General features: G+C 71.6%; 16 protein-coding genes. 6 read left to right on the top strand and 10 right to left on the bottom strand.

Going from position 1 to position 16,426, the window contains the following annotated elements; genetic code table 11:
* Positions 1 to 9: 9 nt before the first annotated feature.
* Together ACFRCG_RS02110 and ACFRCG_RS02105 are read left to right on the top strand one after the other, a co-directional pair.
* Positions 10 to 429: a RidA family protein gene (locus ACFRCG_RS02110; RefSeq protein ID WP_380006176.1), complete on the top strand. Its 420-nt coding sequence runs from the start codon at positions 10 to 12 to the stop codon at positions 427 to 429.
* Between the two features lie 123 nt (positions 430 to 552).
* Positions 553 to 2,031, top strand: coding sequence for a GntP family permease (locus ACFRCG_RS02105; protein ID WP_380027953.1), 1,479 nt, complete (start codon positions 553 to 555; stop codon positions 2,029 to 2,031).
* A gap of 44 nt (positions 2,032 to 2,075) precedes the next feature.
* Here the strand turns inward: ACFRCG_RS02105 and ACFRCG_RS02100 are convergent, their stop codons facing one another.
* Positions 2,076 to 2,606: a MarR family winged helix-turn-helix transcriptional regulator gene (locus tag ACFRCG_RS02100; protein ID WP_380027744.1), complete on the bottom strand. Its 531-nt coding sequence runs from the start codon at positions 2,604 to 2,606 to the stop codon at positions 2,076 to 2,078.
* Between the two features lie 129 nt (positions 2,607 to 2,735).
* Here ACFRCG_RS02100 and ACFRCG_RS02095 point away from each other — a divergent pair, with 129 nt between their 5' ends.
* Complete coding sequence (locus ACFRCG_RS02095) at positions 2,736 to 3,185, top strand: nuclear transport factor 2 family protein (protein ID WP_380027742.1); 450 nt, start codon at positions 2,736 to 2,738, stop codon at positions 3,183 to 3,185.
* A gap of 35 nt (positions 3,186 to 3,220) precedes the next feature.
* Here ACFRCG_RS02095 and ACFRCG_RS02090 read toward each other — a convergent pair whose 3' ends face one another.
* Positions 3,221 to 4,114, bottom strand: a complete 894-nt coding sequence (locus ACFRCG_RS02090) for a hypothetical protein (RefSeq protein WP_380027951.1) — start codon at positions 4,112 to 4,114, stop codon at positions 3,221 to 3,223.
* 113 nt (positions 4,115 to 4,227) lie between these two features.
* Positions 4,228 to 5,244, bottom strand: a complete 1,017-nt coding sequence (locus ACFRCG_RS02085) for an ArsR/SmtB family transcription factor (RefSeq protein ID WP_380027740.1) — start codon at positions 5,242 to 5,244, stop codon at positions 4,228 to 4,230.
* Positions 5,245 to 5,859: 615 nt separating this feature from the next.
* Between ACFRCG_RS02085 and ACFRCG_RS02080 the strand changes: the two genes are divergently transcribed.
* A complete protein-coding gene (locus tag ACFRCG_RS02080; protein WP_380027738.1) occupies positions 5,860 to 6,648 on the top strand; it encodes a TetR/AcrR family transcriptional regulator in 789 nt (262 codons plus the stop codon).
* On the opposite strand, the gene ACFRCG_RS02075 is transcribed toward ACFRCG_RS02080, so the two are convergent.
* The 6 genes from ACFRCG_RS02075 to ACFRCG_RS02050 all read right to left on the bottom strand — a co-directional run bounded on the left by ACFRCG_RS02075 (position 6,561) and on the right by ACFRCG_RS02050 (position 13,214).
* Positions 6,561 to 7,382 (bottom strand): ABC transporter ATP-binding protein, encoded by an 822-nt coding sequence (locus ACFRCG_RS02075; protein ID WP_380027736.1) that lies wholly within the window; start codon positions 7,380 to 7,382, stop codon positions 6,561 to 6,563. The genes ACFRCG_RS02080 and ACFRCG_RS02075 overlap by 88 nt on opposite strands.
* Positions 7,379 to 8,413, bottom strand: a complete 1,035-nt coding sequence (locus ACFRCG_RS02070) for an ABC transporter ATP-binding protein (protein WP_380027734.1) — start codon at positions 8,411 to 8,413, stop codon at positions 7,379 to 7,381. The genes ACFRCG_RS02075 and ACFRCG_RS02070 overlap by 4 nt, the downstream gene beginning before the upstream one ends.
* Positions 8,410 to 9,285: an ABC transporter permease gene (locus tag ACFRCG_RS02065; RefSeq protein ID WP_380027732.1), complete on the bottom strand. Its 876-nt coding sequence runs from the start codon at positions 9,283 to 9,285 to the stop codon at positions 8,410 to 8,412. Before ACFRCG_RS02065 ends, ACFRCG_RS02070 begins: the two co-directional genes overlap by 4 nt.
* A complete protein-coding gene (locus ACFRCG_RS02060) occupies positions 9,282 to 10,232 on the bottom strand; it encodes an ABC transporter permease (RefSeq protein WP_380027730.1) in 951 nt (316 codons plus the stop codon). The genes ACFRCG_RS02065 and ACFRCG_RS02060 overlap by 4 nt, the downstream gene beginning before the upstream one ends.
* Positions 10,233 to 10,294: 62 nt before the next feature.
* Positions 10,295 to 11,953 (bottom strand): ABC transporter substrate-binding protein, encoded by a 1,659-nt coding sequence (locus ACFRCG_RS02055; RefSeq protein WP_380027728.1) that lies wholly within the window; start codon positions 11,951 to 11,953, stop codon positions 10,295 to 10,297.
* Positions 11,954 to 12,050: 97 nt separating this feature from the next.
* Positions 12,051 to 13,214, bottom strand: a complete 1,164-nt coding sequence (locus ACFRCG_RS02050) for a C45 family autoproteolytic acyltransferase/hydolase (protein ID WP_380027726.1) — start codon at positions 13,212 to 13,214, stop codon at positions 12,051 to 12,053.
* 198 nt (positions 13,215 to 13,412) lie between these two features.
* Here ACFRCG_RS02050 and ACFRCG_RS02045 point away from each other — a divergent pair, with 198 nt between their 5' ends.
* Entirely contained in the window at positions 13,413 to 14,315 is a 903-nt protein-coding gene (locus tag ACFRCG_RS02045) for a MurR/RpiR family transcriptional regulator (RefSeq protein WP_380027724.1), read from the top strand.
* A gap of 22 nt (positions 14,316 to 14,337) precedes the next feature.
* On the opposite strand, the gene ACFRCG_RS02040 is transcribed toward ACFRCG_RS02045, so the two are convergent.
* A complete protein-coding gene (locus ACFRCG_RS02040) occupies positions 14,338 to 14,757 on the bottom strand; it encodes a MerR family transcriptional regulator (protein ID WP_380027723.1) in 420 nt (139 codons plus the stop codon).
* Positions 14,758 to 14,877: 120 nt separating this feature from the next.
* Between ACFRCG_RS02040 and ACFRCG_RS02035 the strand changes: the two genes are divergently transcribed.
* Positions 14,878 to 16,374: an MFS transporter gene (locus ACFRCG_RS02035; protein WP_380027721.1), complete on the top strand. Its 1,497-nt coding sequence runs from the start codon at positions 14,878 to 14,880 to the stop codon at positions 16,372 to 16,374.
* The last annotated feature ends 52 nt before the right edge of the window (positions 16,375 to 16,426 follow it).

Below are 16,426 nucleotides of genomic sequence, written 5' to 3'. Positions count from 1 at the left end.
GGCACGCTCATGACCGACAAGCTCGAAAAGACCGCGATCACCCCCGCCACGCACACCGCGCCGCCCGCCAAGTTCTCCCACGGCGTGCGCAAGGGCAACATCCTCCAGGTCGCCGGCCAGGTCGGGTTCCTCCCGGCCGTCGAGGGCCAGGCGCCCACCCCCGCCGGTCCGACCCTGCGCGAGCAGACCCTCCAGACCTTCGCCAACGTCAAGGCGATCCTGGAGGAGGGCGGGGCGAGCTGGGACGACGTGATGATGATGCGCGTCTACCTGACCGACACCGGCCACTTCGCCGAGATGAACGAGATCTACAACGCGTACTTCGAGGAGCAGGGCCTGACCGCGCCCGCCTCCGCCCGCACCACCGTGTACGTCGGCCTCCCCGCGGGTCTGCTCATCGAGATCGACGCACTCGCCGTTCTCGGCTGAGACCCCTCCCTTGCCCCGATTGTTCCCGGCTGTCCCCCGCGGCACGGCGCCCTCCTCCCCCATGGCGCCGTGCCGCGGTCCCCCCTGCCCCACGCGCCCGGAATCCATGAGGTCCCCTCCGTGCTGTCCACGCTGCCGGCTTCGACGCCGCCCCCGAAGTCCCCACCGCATACCGGCGGTCTGCTGCTCCTGTTCGACGGCACGGCCGCCCTGCTGACCGTCGCGACGCTCGGCATCGCGCTCCTTCTCTACCTGATCATCAAGGTCAGGCTCCAGCCGTTCGTCGCGCTGCTCGCGGTCTCCATAGCCGTCGGCCTCGGCGCGGGGCTGTCCGTCACCGAACTCTTCGGTACCGTGCAGAAGTCCGCCGCCGTATCGGTCATCGAGTCGGGCATGGGCGGCATTCTCGGCCATGTGGCGATCATCATCGGCCTGGGCACGATGCTCGGCGCGATCCTCGAGGTGTCCGGCGGCGCGGAGGTGCTGAGCAGCCGCCTGCTGAACCTCTTCGGCGAAAAGCGCGCGCCGCTCGCCATGGGCCTGACCGGCCTCATCTTCGGTGTCCCGGTGTTCTTCGACGTCGGCATCTTCGTACTGGCGCCGATCGTCTACGCCGCCGCCAAGCGCTCCGGCAAGTCGATCCTGTTGTACGCGATGCCGCTGCTCGCCGGTCTGTCGATGACCCACGCGTTCCTGCCGCCGCACCCCGGACCCGTGGCCGCGGCGGGGCTGTTCGACGTCTCGCTCGGCTGGGTCATCCTGATGGGCGTCGTCGTGGGCATCCCCGCCGTGCTGGCCGCCTGGGCGTACGCCGCGTGGATCGGCAAGCGCATCTTCGTCGACGTCCCGCACGACATGGTCGAGGCCGCCGCGGAGGCGAAGGCCGCCGTCGCCGCCGAGCAGGCCGCCTCGGGCATCGAGCCGCCGGAGAAGCCCGTCGCGCTCGGTACGGTTCTCGCCATCATCGGCACGCCGCTCATCCTGATCCTGGGCGCGACGTTCTCCTCCATCGCCTTCGACCCGTCGACCGTGCGTTCGGTCATCGAGTTCTTCGGCAACCCCTTCGTCGCCCTGACGATCGCGCTGATCCTCGCGTACTACCTGCTCGGCATCCGCCGGGGCTGGTCCCGCAAGTCGCTCGAGACGGTGTCGACCGCCTCGCTCAAGCCCGTCGGCAACATCCTGCTGGTCGTGGGCGCGGGCGGGGTCTTCGGCGCGGTCCTCAAGGCGTCGGGTATCGCGAACGCGCTCGCGACGACCTTCGACAACGTCGGCCTCCCGGTCATCGTCCTCGCGTGGCTGATCTCGGTGGTCCTGCGCGTCGCCCAGGGTTCGGCGACCGTCGCCATCGTCGCCACCTCGGGCATCGTCGTGCCGCTGGTCGAGGGCCAGGACATGTCGCAGGCCCACCTCGCCCTGATCATCATGGCGATCTCCGCGGGCTCCATCTTCGCCTCCCACGTCAACGACGGCGGGTTCTGGATGGTCGCCAAGTACTTCGGCATCTCCGAGCGCGACACCCTCAAGTCCTGGACGGTCCTCGAAACCGTGCTGTCGGTGGCGGGCTTCGCGGTCGCGGCGTTGCTGAGCCTGGTGATCTAGTACGCGGGCCGAAGGCCGTCTTCCCGGAAACGGGAAGGCGGCCTTTACCCTGGTCCGTTCTCGGTCAGGCCTCGCAGGCCCGAGGTCAGGCGGCCCAGCAGTATGGGAAGGGCCTCGCGGTCGGATTCGGGCCAGTCGCGGGTGACTTCGGCGATGACGTCGCTCCAGGCCGTCCAGATCCGGCGCAGCGTCTCCTCGCCGTGGTCGGTGAGTTCGAGGGCGGCGGCGCGGGCGTCGTCGGGGTCGGGGGTGCGCCGCACGAATCCGGCGGCGACGAGTTCGGCGACCTGACGGCTGAGGGTGGTGCGGCCGACCTCCATCCGGTCGGCAAGGTCGGACAGGCGTACCGGCTGGAAGTCGCCGATGCGGGTCAGGGCGAGCACCAGGTGGGTGGGGACCCGTACGCCGGCCTCGCGCCCCACCCGTTCGACGAGGCGGTCGTCGCGGGACACGCGCACCAGGTCGCGCAGGGGTGGGATGACCGAGCGCAGCCAGGCACCGTGCGGCGAGTCGCCGCCTATGGCGGCCTCGCTGAGTCGGGGCCGCGGGTCGGGTCGGGGGGTGGGGTCGGTCATCTGGGCTTCCCGGTCGCGTCACGTGGTGCCGGATGGCCCGGCGGGCCCACCTTAGCAAGATAGTTGCGTCAGTGTCGCAACTGTGGTTCCGTGCAGGACCGGGCAAACCAGCGAAAGGAACTCGCCGTCATGAGCGACCGCGAACAGCGGGCGAAGACCGTCGCGAACTTCTGGAAGGGCGTCGACAGCCACGACTGGGACCTCGTCGCGTCCACGCTCGCCGACGATTTCGTCCGCATCGGCATGCGCGACAACGAGGAGGACACCTGCCGGGGCAAGGACGCGTACATCGCGTTCGTGTCCGGTGTGATCGGCCGCACCCGGGCCCACGAACTGCGGTCGCGCTTCACGTTCCTCAGCGACGACGGCCGCTACGCGTTCAACGAGGCCGTGGAGACCATCACGTACGCCGCCGGCGAGCAGCCGCTCGCGATGCGCTTCGCCAACTACCTGGAACTGAACGACGACGGGCTGATCCGCAAGCTCGACATCTTCTGGAAGACGCCGTCCACGATGCCGCCGGACTGGATCACCGTCGACTCGATCATCGGCGACGACTCGGCCGCCGAGCCGGCGTAGCGCCCGCGAACCCCGACCTTGACGGGGGTGTGCGGTCAGCGGGTGAGGGGGAGTTGATCGCCGGTGGCACCCGCTTCCAGGGTCGGGTAGTCGGGGTGGTCCAGGCGGTGATGGGCGTAGATCCGGTCGGCCCACGGTGGGTCGAACGGGGTGAACGCGCGCAGGCCCAGGACGCGGCCGATCGGTCGGGTCGGGTGGGCGGCGTTGAAGTCGGCGATCGCGGCGGCCTCGCCGATCTGCTCGATGGTGCCCGGGAGATCGTCGAGGTAGCAGGTGACCCTGGGCAGCAGGTGGCCGTGGTCGGGCCTGCGGAAGAGTTCGAGTGCGGTGCTCGTCGAGGTGTAGTGGTCCAGGTCCAACGCGACGAACCCGACCGGATTTTCCCGGAGTTCGCGGGTGTGGGTGTCCAGGTAGTCGGGGAGCGTGCGGTCGAGGTCGCCGATCACCAGTTCGGTCTCGCCCAGGCGGGCGCGGAGTCGGGCGTGGTCCATGGTGTAGAAGCCGGGGCCGAACAGGTAGGGCAGGTCGCGGGGATCCTTGGCCGGCGGCATGCCCGCCCCGGTGTCGAAGCCGACCACGCGCACCGCCACGCCGGTGGCGGCGGCGTAGTGGCGGGCGTGTTCGGCGAGTACCAGCAGGCCGTTGCCGCCGGCCACCCCGAACTCCACCACCGTCACGCCGCGATGCCCCAGGCGCGCGGCCGATTCGGTGGCCCTGCGCACGCCGTAGGCGTAGTGGGGTCGCTCCACCAGGCCGAACCGGTACGCCGTCGCCGGGCCGACACCGGGGAGTCGGCGTAACAGCCGGTTCCGGGCGGCGTCGCGGGTACCGGACTTCGACCAGTCCCACATCGTGTCGGCCCAACCGCCGGTGGGCCGACGACCGAACGGATGACCCTTTTGGGCGCTCGTACCCGAACCCCTGCGCATCACGGGCGATTCCTTCCCGACACGACGACGACAACCGCTCACCGGCAGCCTTCCCGCCCGCGCCCGCCGCGCAATCGCGGCCCGCCTCGACGTTCCCGGGGGCGCGCGACGGGTCAGGTCCGCGCCGGGTGGCGGGCGCCCGGCGGGCCTTCGCCGAGGAGTTCCAGGCCCAGCGAGGTCAGCGAGTGCAGGACCGCGCCGCCGAGACGGGTCGTGGTGATCAGCCGGGCGTTGCGCAGCACGGTCGCGTGTTGGCTCGCGGAGGCCGCAGAGACGTTCAGCCGACGGGCCAACTCCGTGGTCGTACAACCGTCGTTGATCACGGTCAGCGCGGCGGCCCGGGTCTGTCCCAGGAGTGCGCCGAGCGCGCGGTCGTCGCCCGTACCGGGCCGCCACAGCGCGGCGCCGTCCTGGAGGTCGCGCACGGTGGGCACGGCCAGCACGTACGGCGCGGCTTCGTCCTGGACGTCCCAAAGCACGGCCGACTCCCGCCAGACGAAGAGCGTCGGTGCGATCACCAGGCCCCGGCCGCCGAGCACGATGTCGTGGTCCTTGCGCCGCCGGATCTCCAGGACCGGCGGATTCCACCGGATGAACGGCACGTACAACCCGGCCAACAGCCCCTCGACACCGCCGTCGAGCAGGGCGCGGGTGTGACGGCTGCGGGCCGCCTCCAGATGCGAGCGCACCCGCTCGTGGAAGGGCGCGACCGTCACGGCATGGGCGGCCCGCAGCGCCTCGGCGAACTCGCGGCGCGGTTCGAGGGCGCCGTCGAGAAAGTCGCGCACCCAGGTCGAGTAGGCGGGATCGAAGGTCAGGTCCGCCAGTTCCGCGCGTAATCGCGCGCCGGGTACCGCGAGCAGGTTCTCGATGCCCTCGTCGAGGGAGGGCGAGTCCCCGACCAGCGTGCGCAGGTCCAGGCCCGGGCCGCGGACGGGCATCAGCGCGGTGAGCGGACCGGGCGCCGCCTCCAGTCGCGCGGCCACCTCGGTGCGCCAGGCCCGGAAGGGCAGCGGTCTGCGCGGACCGTGCAGCAGTTCCAGGCTGTGGTAGGTCTCGGCCGCCGCACCGACCGTCGTGGCCAGTCGGGTCCGGGCCAGGTCCTCCGCGGTGAAGTGGATCCGCAGCACTCGTGTACTCCGAGGGTCGGGGGCGATTCGTCCGAGACGCGCTGTATGCCGCCCCCCGTTCGGTGCGTACCTCATCGGGAGGACCACGACAGTGTGCGTCCTCGACGGCGCTCCGACCAGCAGGTTTCGGCCCAGCCTGAAAGGCGTTTTCAGACGACGCCGAATCGACCAGTCTTCGGGAACGAGGCGAACGGACAACGTCGTCCGCCCGCCGAGCAATTTCGAGCCGGAGTGGAGGACTCCGGGTGCGAGGCCACATGGGTACAGGCGACGAAATCGGCCGAAGATCCGACACGGGGCGGAAGCACAGGCCGACGGGCACGCCGCCCACCCCCATGCGGCACCCACACCCGGATCGCACCCCGCCCAACGGGGAGGGCCGGGCCTCCAAAGGACTCGAACCCGGCCGGAGGTGAGCGAACATCCGCCCACCTCCGGCCGCTCACGCCGGTCGGACCGGCCGGGGCCCGCACCGCCGCGGTTCGCTCAGCCATTCCCGTACCCGGCCGTGGGACCGAGGCGGCTTCGGCAGGCGTGCCGGCCGTCATGCCTGGTCATGATGTGCCGTATTGATGGAATACGTCGTATCGACGCAGGCGATGTATCGTCGGCGGCATGTTGGTGTGGGAGCGGGAGGAGCCGCCGAGTCGGCCGGTGCCGGCGCCGTTGAGCCGGGAGCGGATTTTGGGCGCGGCGATCGGGCTGGCGGATGCGGACGGCCTGGAGGCGGTGTCGCTGCGCAAGGTGGCCGCCGTGCTCGGGGTCGGGCCGATGCGGCTGTATGGCTACATCGCCACCAAGGAGGAGTTGCTCGACCTGATGGTCGACGCGGTTCACGCGGAGATTCGGCCGGTCGGAGACGGTTGGCGCGAGGTGCTGCACTCCCTGGCTGCAACCACCCGGCAGGCCGCCCACCGGCACGAATGGTTCGCCGATCTGATCGGTGGGCGTCCCCGACTCGGGCCGCACGCGCTGGCCAGGGGGGAGGCCGTGCTGGCCGCGATGGGCGACATCGGCCTGGACATCGTGGTGCCGGCCGTCGACGCGGTCGACGCGTACGTGATCGGCGCGGTGCGCCGCGAGATCACCGAGTGGCGCGCCGAGCGGGCCACCGGGATGGACAAGCGGCAGTGGCAGGCCGCCTTCGGGCCCTATCTGGAACGCGTCTTCGCCACCGGCCGATTCCCGGCGCTGGAATCGGTCGTCCGCGACGGCCCGCACCCGGACCCCGACGAGACTTTCCGGACCGGCCTCGACTTCATCCTCGACGGCATCGAGGCCCGCCTCTCGAACCGACGCGCCGGCGACAGCGTGTCTCACCCGGCGAGTTCCGCGCGCAGTGCCCCGACCGAGGCCGGGTCCCAGCCGGGGCGCGGTGCGGACCCGACCAGCAGTCGGGTGTAGGCGTGCCGCGGGTCGGTCAGGATGTCGGAGGTGCGGCCCTGTTCGACCGCCACGCCGCGATGGAGCACCAGCAGGTCGTCGGTGACCTGCTGCACCACCGCGAGGTCGTGGCTGACGAACACCAGTGCGACATCGGTCTTCGTGCGCAACTCGGTGAGCAGGTGCAGGATCTGCGCCTGGATCGACACATCCAGCGCGGAGACCGCCTCGTCGAGCACCAGGACGCGCGGTCGGGCCGCCAACGCCCGGGCGATGGACAGCCGTTGCCGCTGTCCGCCGCTGAGCCGATGCGGACGCGCGTCGGCCTCGCGCGTGCCCAGGCCGACCTGATCGAGCAGTTCGCGCACCCGCTTGTCGCGATCCGCCTCGCCGTGCAGCCGCAGTACGCCGGCCACGCACTGCGCGGCGGTGAGCCTGGGATCCAGCGAGACGTACGGGTCCTGGAAGACCATCTGGATCTCCCGGGCCCGACGCAGCCGTTCCGCCGTGCCCCGTACGCGTGACGCGCGCGGATGTCCGTCCACCGCGATGGTGCCCGCGTCCGGGCGGACCAGGCCCACCAGCATGCGCGCGATCGTGGTCTTGCCCGAGCCGGACTCGCCGACCAGGCCGAGCGAACCGCCCGGCGGCACGGTGAAGGAGATGTCGTCGGCCGCGACCGTCCGGCCGCCGCGTCGGCCCGGCAGCGCGAACTCGCGGCACAGGCCCCGTACTTCCAAAGCCGGCGTGGTCATGCGCGCACCATCTCCACAGGGTGGTCCAGGTCGGTGCGGCGGCACATCACGCTGCCGCCGCCGTCGAGTTCACGGGCGACCGGCCGCCAGGTCTCGCACGCGCCCTGAGCCGCCGGACAGCGCGCGACGAACGGGCAGCCGGGGAAGGCGTCGTCCAACGACGGCGGCCGGCCCGGGATCGGCCGGATCGGGCGCGGATCGCCCAACTCCGGTGTACAGGCGAGGAGTCCGGCCGTGTACGGGTGGCGAGGATCCTCGAACAACTGCTCGGCCGGGCGCTCCTCCACGACCCGTCCGGCGTACATCACGTACACCCGGTCGCAGTAGGCCGCGGCCAGGTGCAGGTCGTGCGTGATGAACAGCAGGCCCAGGCCGCGCCGGGCGCGGTGTTCGCGCAGGATGGCCAGGATCTCGGCCTGGGTCGTCACGTCCAGCGCGCTGGTCGCCTCGTCCGCGAGCAGCAGTTCGGGGTCGCCCGCGAGCGCCGCCGCGATCACCACCCGCTGGAGCATCCCACCGGACAACTCGTGCGGGAACTGCCGCAACCGCTCGGCCGGTCGCACGATGCCCACCGCTTCGAGCAGCCGCAGCGCCTCGGCGTACGCCTGCGCCTTCGGCCGGCCCAGGGTGTGGATCAGCCGCTCGGTGAGGAAGTCGCCGATCCGGCGCACCGGATTGAGCGAGGAACGGGGATCCTGGTGCACCATCGCCACCCGACGGGCGCGCAGTTCGCGCAGGTCGCCGGTGTCCAGGGTGAGCACGTCGCGCCCGGCCACGTCCACCCGGCCGCGGATCCGCGCGTCGCGCGGCAACATCCGCAACACGGCCTTGGCGGCGGTGGACTTGCCCGAGCCGGACTCGCCGACCAGGCCCACCACTTCGCCGCGATCCACCCGCAGGCGCACCGCGTCGAGCACCGGGCGGCGTGCGCCGACGCCGGGCAGTTCGACCGTCAGGTCCTCGATGTCCAGCAGGCGATCGTGGTCGGGCCGGTTCTCGGCGGCCACGTTCGTCTTGTCGACCATCGTCATCGTTCCCTCACCCCCAGGCGATCGGAGATCCGCACGCCGACGACGTTGAAGGCCACCACGACCAGGGCGATCGCGGTACCGGGGACCAGGGCCGGCCACAGCGCGCCCCGGACCAGCGCGGCCTGCCCCTCCTTGACCATCAGCCCCCATTCCGAACTGGGCGGCTGGGCACCGAAGCCCAGGTAGCTGAGCGTGGCCATGCCCATCAGCACCTGGCCGAACATCAGCACCAGGTAGCCGATCAGCGACGGCGCCAGGTTGGGCACGAGCCGCCGGGCGCAAATCGCGAATCCGCCCATGCCCTGCACCCGGTAGGCGTCGATGTAGGGCTTGGCCCGCTCCGCGAGCGCGATGCTGCGGGTGTACTTGGCCACCACCGGCGAGTAGGCCAGCGCGAGCGCGATCACCGCCGTGGTCAGCCCGTCGCCGAACACCGACACGATCAGGATCACGAACAACAACCCGGGGAACGCGAACATCACGTCGGTGACGCGCGAGACGAACGCGTCCACCCAACCGCCGTGCCAGGCGGCCAGCGTGCCCAGCGCGATGCCGATCACCGACGCGAGCGCGAGCAGCGCCAGCGGCGCCACCAGGCTCGGGCCGGCCCCGTGCAGCACCCGGGAGAGCAGGTCGCGCCCGGACTGGTCGGTGCCCAGCACGTGTGCGCCGTCGGGCGGCGCGAGCGAGGCGTTCAGGTCGATCGCGTCGGGTTCGTACGGCGCCACCAGTGGCGCCAGGATCGCCAACGCCGCGGTCAGCAACAGGAATCCGGCCGCGATCCGGAACGGGATCGGCCAGGTCCGCTTGGGCTTGGCCGGCTCGGGGGATGCCGTGGCGACCGACGGCACGGCGGCTTGGAGGAGGGTCATGCGGCGCTTCCTTCGAGGCGCACCCGCGGGTCGATCAGCGGGTGGACGAGGTCGACGAGCGTGGTGACGAGCATGTACGCGAGCACCATGAGCAGCAGCACGGCCTGAGTCACCGGGAAGTCGTGCGTATTGATCGCCTGGACCAGGAGCGAGCCCATACCGCTGATCCCGAAGGCGGTCTCCACCACCACGGTGCCCGCGAACAGGCTCGCGGTGATCAGGCCGCACATGGTCACCACCGGCGCGAGCGCGTTGCGCAGCACGTGTCGGCGGATCACCTTGAACTCGGACAGTCCCGCCGCGCGGGCCACGACGACGTGGTCCTGGGCGTACTGCTCCAGCATGCTCTGCCGGGTCACCCGGCTGACCACGGCCAGTTCGCCCAGGGCCAGGGAGAGCGCGGGCAGGGTCAGATGGTGGAGCCGATCGCCGAAGCCCTCGCCGGCGCCGGTGACCGGGAACCAGCCCCACTGCACGCCCAGGAAGGCGACCAGGGCCAGTGCCTTGACGAACTTGGGGATCGACGCGAGCAGTGTGGTGACCGCGACGATCACCGCGTCGACCCGCCCGCCGCGCACCGCGGACACCACGCCGAGGGCGACGCCGGCCACCACGAACAGCACGGCGGAGTAGGAGACGAGGAACAGTGTGGTGGGCACGCGCGAGGACACCAGGTCCGCGACCTGGTCGTGGTACTGCATCGAACGGCCGAGGTCGCCGTGCAGGACGCCGCCGATCCAGTCCCCGTACTGCACCCACAGCGGGTCGTCGAGGTGGTAGGCGGCCCGGACGGCGGCCAGCTTCTCCGGCGTGGCGTCCTCCTGGCCGCCGACCAGGAACGCGGCCGGGTCGCCGGGGGCGGCGTAGATGGCGCCGAAGATCACGAAGGACGCGGCGAGCAGGGTGACGAGCAGCCCAAGGGTGATGCGCAGGGCGCGGGCGGGCATGGGAGACACCTCCGGGGGCGGGGAAACGGGCCGGGGCGCGCCGGTGGGGCCGGCGCGGGACGTCAGCCCTTGGCGCCGAGGTCGGCCAGCCACGGGTAGGCGACGTTGGACATCGACGCGGGGGCGCCGGTCAGCTTGGTGCTGGTGACCAGCACGTTCGGCACCTGGACCAGCGGCAGCCACACCGCGTCGGCGGTGAACCGGCGCTCGGCCTCGACCAGCAGTTTGGCCCGGGACGCGTCGTCGGTGGTGCGCAGCGCCTCGTTGACGACCTTGTCGTACTCGGGCGAACTGAAGCCGACCCAGTTGTTGTTCGAGCCGGTGAGCGCGTTGTCGTAGAAACCGGCCGGGTCGGCCTTGGAGATGTACCAGTCGTCGGCGAACATGTCGACGCTCTTGCGCAGCGCCTGGTCGGTGTACAGGGAGGTGAAGTCGGCGCCGGACATGGTCTTGATCTGGGCCTTGAGGCCGATCCGGTGGGCCGCGTCCACCACCGCGTTGGCGATCAGGTTGCGGGTGGGCGTGCCGTCGTTGGCGATCACGAGGGTGGGGGCCGCCGGGCCCAGTTCGGTGACCAGCTTCCTCGCCGCGTCCAGGTCGGCGGCGGTGGGCTGCGCCGGGGCGCCCTGGAGGGCGTCGTAGCCGGCCTGGAAGGTGGCCTTCTCATAGCCCCACGCGCCCGGTCCCAGGGGGGTCTTCCAGGGGGTGGCCAGTCCGGCGAAGGCCGCCTTGGCGATGCCCTGGCGATCCAGCGCGAGCGAGAGCGCGCGCCGCACGCGCGGGTCCTTCATGCCGCCGCGCTCGGTGGGGATGAGCGTCCAGGCGCGGGAGGAGGAGCCGTAGGAGACGGTGAGCGCGCCGTTGCCGGCCAGGGGCGGGACGGCGCTCATCGTGGTCAGGTAGGTGCCGTCGGCGGCGCCGGTGGTCATGCTGTTGACCATGGCGTTCTCGTCGGCCCAGCCGAAGGTGGCCGAACGCACCAGCGGCTTGCGGGACTTGTCCCAGTAGGCGTCGTAGCGCTCCAGGGTGATCCTGCTGCCGGCCTTCCATTCCTTGAGGGTGTACGGGCCCGTGCAGGCGTCGGTGCGGCCCGGGGTGCCGTAGTCCTTGCCCGCGGGCTCGGCCTGTTCGCGGTCGAGCACGACGCCCGCGTTGCCCGCGAGTGCCTTGGTGAACAGCGCGTCGGGTTCCTTCAGGCGTACGGTGACCTCGGCGTCGCCGGTGCGTTCGATGGAGGCGACCCGCTCGAACTCGTCCGACTCGTTCCTGCCGTCGGCGGCGTGCCGTTGCAGGCTCCACACCACGTCGTCGGCGGTCATCGGCGAACCGTCGTGGAAGGTGACGCCGGCGCGCAGCTTGAGGACCAGCGTGGTGGGGTCGGTGTAGGTGGCGGAGTCGGCCAGGTGCGGGCGCGAACTCAGGTCGGGTTGGGTCTGGAACAGTCGTTCGCAGACGTTCGCGAGCAGTGCGTTCGAGTCGCTGTCCGAACGCACGTCCAGGTCCAGCGACTTGGGTTCCTTGGCGAGCAGCCATCTGACGCTGTCCACGGGGCCGGTGCCCTTGGCGGTGGTGTCGGTCAGCGCGAGGTCGGCGGGTTTGCCGGGGGCGCCCGCGGGGTGGTTGCCGGCGGTGGTCTTGTTGGAGCAGGCGGTGCTCAGGCCGAGCAGGGCCGCGAGGCCGAGGGCGGCGAGGGTGCGGGGGCGGGTACGGATGCGGGGCATGCGACTCTCCGGGGATGCGGGCGTGCGGGGACGCGGAGTGCGGAGTGCGGGTGCGGGTGCGGGGATGCGAGGCCGAGCGGCGTCGGGAGCGGCGGGTTCAGGCGCCGCCGGGGCCGTCGTGCAGGTTCCAGGGCAGGAGTTCGTACTCGTGGTCGCACGGGGTGCCCGCGGTGACGCGGTATTCGCCCGTGGTCAGATCGACGCAACTGGACAGGAGCGTCGCCCACTGTCGGACGGCCGCTCGGGCCGGATCCGGGTGGGTGCACAACGATTCGGGGTAGCCGAGGTGGTCGGACATCGCGGCGTGGATCAGCTTGCGGGTCGCGGCCGGGTCGCCCGCGTCCCGGCAGCGCCGCAGGCCGGCCTCGGCGCGCGGCACCCGGAGCAGCGAATCCGGCGCCGAGGGGCGGTAGTTCGCGGCCAGCTGGGTGGGCATGAAGGCCTGGTAGTGATTGCCGTGCACGAGCAGGCCGTCGTCGGGATACATCCAGCCGTTGGCGCCGGGGGTGGTCTCGACGTCGATCGCGAAGCCCGCGCGGTGGGTGAGCAGGGCGTTGCTGGCGATGTGTGCGCGGGTGCGGAAGAGCACGTCCAGCGCCTCGGCCGGGTTGGCGCAGTCGAGTACGCGGCGCCGGATCAGCGTCTGGGGGATGCCGATGGCGTGGTCGAAGCGCCCGCCGAGGCCGTTGGCGTTGAGGGCGAGGCCGGCCGAGTTGGCGCCCTGCCGGCCGACCTGGCCCGCCTCGACCTGCATCACCACGGTGGGCTTGCCGGGCTGGACCACGCGCACGACCATGACCGTCTCGCGCACGCCGTGGCGCCAGTCCCAGTTCTGGCCGGCGTACACGTGGCCGTCGCCGGAGGCCGGTTCGAGCAGGGCGAAGGAGGTGCAGCCGTCGGGGGTCTCCGGGGTCGGCGACGCGCCCGGTGCGGCGGGGGCTCCCATCGCGGCGAAGGTGTCGTCGTAGATGATCTCGCCGCGGGCGTTGAGGGCGAGGATGTCGAGCAGGTCCAGGCCGGCGCCCTCGGCGATCCCGGTCATCTCCTCGACCAGGTCGGGGGCGAAGGCACGGGACGGGGCGAGCCAGTGTTCGGCGCGGGCGGTCACCTGACTCCAGGTCAGGCCGCCGGCGGCGCCGAACGCCTCGGCGTAGTAGTCGACAGCGGTATGGATGAGCGCGCTCGCCCCTTCGCCGTACTGGCGGCCCCGGCTCCGGGGCTCGCCGCCGATCTCGATGGTCGGAAGGGACACGCCACTCACGTCGTCTCCTGGGGTGCTGGGGTATGGGGGGTCCGCCGTGCGGGGGGTCACGGGGGTCGCGGCGACACTTGTCGTCCCGGGTCGTCCCGGGCCGGGTGGTTCGATCCGCACTGCCGTAACAGTCATTACGAGATCGCGGTAACATGTATTGCTTGTTTCATGAGGAGAGTAATGGTTGATACCGGGGAGTCAAGAGGCGTGAGCGAACAACCGCAGGAGAATCCGGCGCTGGCCCGAGTCCGGGCGGCGATCCGCGAGCAATGGGCCGACCTGTCTCCGGCCGAGCGGAACGTGGCCAGATACCTGACCAACTGCTCCCCCGAGCAGGTACTCTTCGCCAGCGCCGCGGATCTCGGCGCGAGCATCGGCGTCAGCAACGCCACCGTGGTGCGCACCCTGCAACGCCTGGGCCTGGGCGGCCTGTCCGCGCTCAAGCGCGACATCGCCGCCGACTTCGTCACGGACGTGGCCCCCGAGGTGCGGGTCCGGCAACGGATCACCCAGGTCGGCCAGGACCTCGACGGCATCCGGGCCAGGGTCTACGACGAGGCGATCGAACGGCTGGAACACGGCCGGGCCAACCTGGACGCGACCGCCTTCCGCCGGGCCACCCAACTGCTGGCCGACGCCGGCGAGGTGCTGGCGTACGGCGTCGGCGCCTCCGAACTGGCCGGCCGCCACCTCGCGCTCAAGCTCAACCGCATGGGCCGGCGGGCCCGCTTCGTGGGCACCACCGGTTTCGCGCTGGCCGACGAACTGCTCACGCTGCGCCGCCAGGACGTGGTGGTGATGTTCGTCCCTGGGCGATTCCTGCACGACATGGAGGTACTGCTGGACCGCGCCCGCGTACTCGGCGCCGGCATCGTGGTGGTCACCGACGAACTGGTGGAACGCCTGGCCGACACGGCGGACGCGGTCCTGTACGCCCCCCACACCCCGACCGGCATCACCACCGAATCCCTGGCCGCACTCGTCCTCGGCGACGCACTCCTACTGGCCGTCGCCTCCCTCGACGAAACCCGCTCCGTCGAACACTCCCACCAGCTCACATCCCTGCGAGCCCAACTCCTCGACCCCAGGGAGAACCGCCCCAAACGCTGAAACCGAGGCAAGGGGCGGTCGGTCAGTCGTGGGTCGGTGGGTGTTTGGGGGCGGGGACCGGGACTTCGGTGCGGAATTGGAGGCAGTCGGCCGCCGGGTTGTCCCGGGTGCATTCGAGCATGTACGCGAGGTAGCCGCGGGCCGTGTCGAGTTGGTCCATCTGGGCCTCGATGGCGGTGATCCTCGAGGTGACGGTGTCGCGCCAGTCGTGTGTCGCGGTGCGGCCGGCCAGGACGGCGGCTATCTCGTCGAGCGACATCAGGCCGGTGTCGCGCCACAGGCGGATCAGCGCGATTCGGTACAGGTGTTCCGCGTCGTAGTAGCGCCGGCCCGCGCGGCGGTGCGGGGTGATCAGCCCTCGGCGCTCCCAGTAGTGCAGCGTCGAGATCGGCAGGTCGAAGCGGTCCGCGACGTCGCCGACCGCGACCGGGGTGTCCCTCATCGCCTCAGTTGACCTCAACCCGGGTTGAGAAGGCAAGGTCGATCCCACTCGACCCGGCCCCGGGCGCGGAAGTCCGCGCCGGCCGCGAGTCGGTCTGCCACGCGCACCTCGGGAGAGCCGATGAGAACCGTCCGCGACACGAGTACGCCGCCGACCTCGATCGGCGAGCGGGCGATCCGGCGCCGGGAGCGACTGGTGCTCGTACTTGCCTGCGTGGTCTCGTTCGTGGTGGTCCTGGACGCGACGATCGTGTCCGTGGCACTGCCGGACATCCGGGTCGACCTCGGCTATTCCCCCGCGGCGCTGCCCTGGGTGGTCAACGCCTACACGCTCGCGTTCGCCGGGTTCCTCCTCCTCGGCGGACGCTGCTGCGACGTGTACGGGCTGCGCCGGAGCCTCGCCGTCGGGATGGCCCTCTTCACGGCGGCCGGGCTCGTCTGCGGACTGGCCACCTCGCCGGCGGTGTTGTCCGCGGCCCGGGCGGCGCAGGGCCTGGGAGCGGCGTTGTCGATGCCCGCCACGCTGTCCGTGCTCACCGCCACGTTCGCGGAAGGGCCGCGTCGGGCCCGGGTGTTGGGCACCTGGAGCGCGGTCGGCGGGATCGCCGCGACGGCGGGGCCCGTGCTCGGCGGGGTGCTGACCCAGTGGCTCGGGTGGCGCTGGGTGTTCCTGGTGAACGTCCCGCTGGGGGTGGGCGCCGTGGCCGTCGGCCTCGCCGTACTCGCGCCGTACCGACGCGGATCGGGCGGGACCGGCCGGCTCGACGTCGGCGGCGCGATCCTGGCCACGTCGGGGCTGGTGGCCGTGGTGTTCGCCGTGATGCGTTCCGAGGCGGTGGGGTGGGCGAGTTCGTCGGTGTGGGCCGTGCTGGTGGTCGGCGTGCTGTTGCTCGGCCTCTTCCCCGTACATCAGGCCCGGTGGGCGGCCGATCCGCTGCTGCCGCCGGGGTTGTTCCGGTTGCGGTCGGTGCGCGGCGCCAACGTGGTGATGTTCCTGGTGGCACTGGGTTTCGTCGCGACGCTGATCGTCTTGTCGTTCCACATGCGGTACGTCCGCGGTTACACACCGCTGCGCGCCGGATGCGGATTCCTGCCGATCGGCCTCGGCATGATGGTCGGGGCACGAACCGCCGGATCACTGAGCCTTCGGCTCGGCCCACGCCGCGCCGTCTCCGCGTACTGCGCCTTGGGCGCGGTGGGGCTCACCGCGCTCGCGGCGTCCGCGACCGCCGGCGCGCACGGCCGCTATTGGTGGGCCGTCGCCGTCCCGGGCGTGCTGTTCGGGCTCGGAACCGCCGCCGCCTTCACGCCGATCACGTTGGCCGCCACCGCGGGTGTTTCGCCCGCCCGAGGCGGTGTGGCGGCCGGGCTGCTCAACACCGTCCGCCAGGTCGGCGGCGCCGTCGGCCTGGCGGTCCTGAGCACGATCGCCTCCGCCGTGACGGGCGCGCACGGCGACGAGGGCCGAACACCCACCCCGCAAGCCCTCGCCGACGGATACGCGGCGGCCCTGGCGGTGGCGGCCGGCTGCGTGGCCGGCGCATCGGTGGTGGCCCTCGTCGTGATGCCGCGAACCACCCGACCGCCGGCGGACCGTGCGCCGACCTCGCGCGCATGAGGCCCGCCCCCACACGAACCCGAATGCCCCACGGCCCCGGCCGCTTCATGTC

This window comes from Embleya sp. NPDC056575, assembly GCF_042793325.1.
Lineage (GTDB): Bacteria > Actinomycetota > Actinomycetes > Streptomycetales > Streptomycetaceae > Embleya.
This window is presented reverse-complemented; position numbering and strand designations above follow the sequence as displayed.

Coding starts and splice junctions, on each gene's coding strand:
- ACFRCG_RS02110 (WP_380006176.1), top strand. CDS start 10: ATGACCGACAAGCTCGAAAAGACCGCGATCACCCCCGCCACGCACACC.
- ACFRCG_RS02100 (WP_380027744.1), bottom strand. CDS start 2,606: ATGACCGACCCCACCCCCCGACCCGACCCGCGGCCCCGACTCAGCGAG.
- ACFRCG_RS02095 (WP_380027742.1), top strand. CDS start 2,736: ATGAGCGACCGCGAACAGCGGGCGAAGACCGTCGCGAACTTCTGGAAG.
- ACFRCG_RS02090 (WP_380027951.1), bottom strand. CDS start 4,114: ATGCGCAGGGGTTCGGGTACGAGCGCCCAAAAGGGTCATCCGTTCGGT.
- ACFRCG_RS02080 (WP_380027738.1), top strand. CDS start 5,860: ATGTTGGTGTGGGAGCGGGAGGAGCCGCCGAGTCGGCCGGTGCCGGCG.
- ACFRCG_RS02075 (WP_380027736.1), bottom strand. CDS start 7,382: ATGACCACGCCGGCTTTGGAAGTACGGGGCCTGTGCCGCGAGTTCGCG.
- ACFRCG_RS02070 (WP_380027734.1), bottom strand. CDS start 8,413: ATGACGATGGTCGACAAGACGAACGTGGCCGCCGAGAACCGGCCCGAC.
- ACFRCG_RS02065 (WP_380027732.1), bottom strand. CDS start 9,285: ATGACCCTCCTCCAAGCCGCCGTGCCGTCGGTCGCCACGGCATCCCCC.
- ACFRCG_RS02060 (WP_380027730.1), bottom strand. CDS start 10,232: ATGCCCGCCCGCGCCCTGCGCATCACCCTTGGGCTGCTCGTCACCCTG.
- ACFRCG_RS02055 (WP_380027728.1), bottom strand. CDS start 11,953: ATGCCCCGCATCCGTACCCGCCCCCGCACCCTCGCCGCCCTCGGCCTC.
- ACFRCG_RS02040 (WP_380027723.1), bottom strand. CDS start 14,757: ATGAGGGACACCCCGGTCGCGGTCGGCGACGTCGCGGACCGCTTCGAC.
- ACFRCG_RS02035 (WP_380027721.1), top strand. CDS start 14,878: ATGAGAACCGTCCGCGACACGAGTACGCCGCCGACCTCGATCGGCGAG.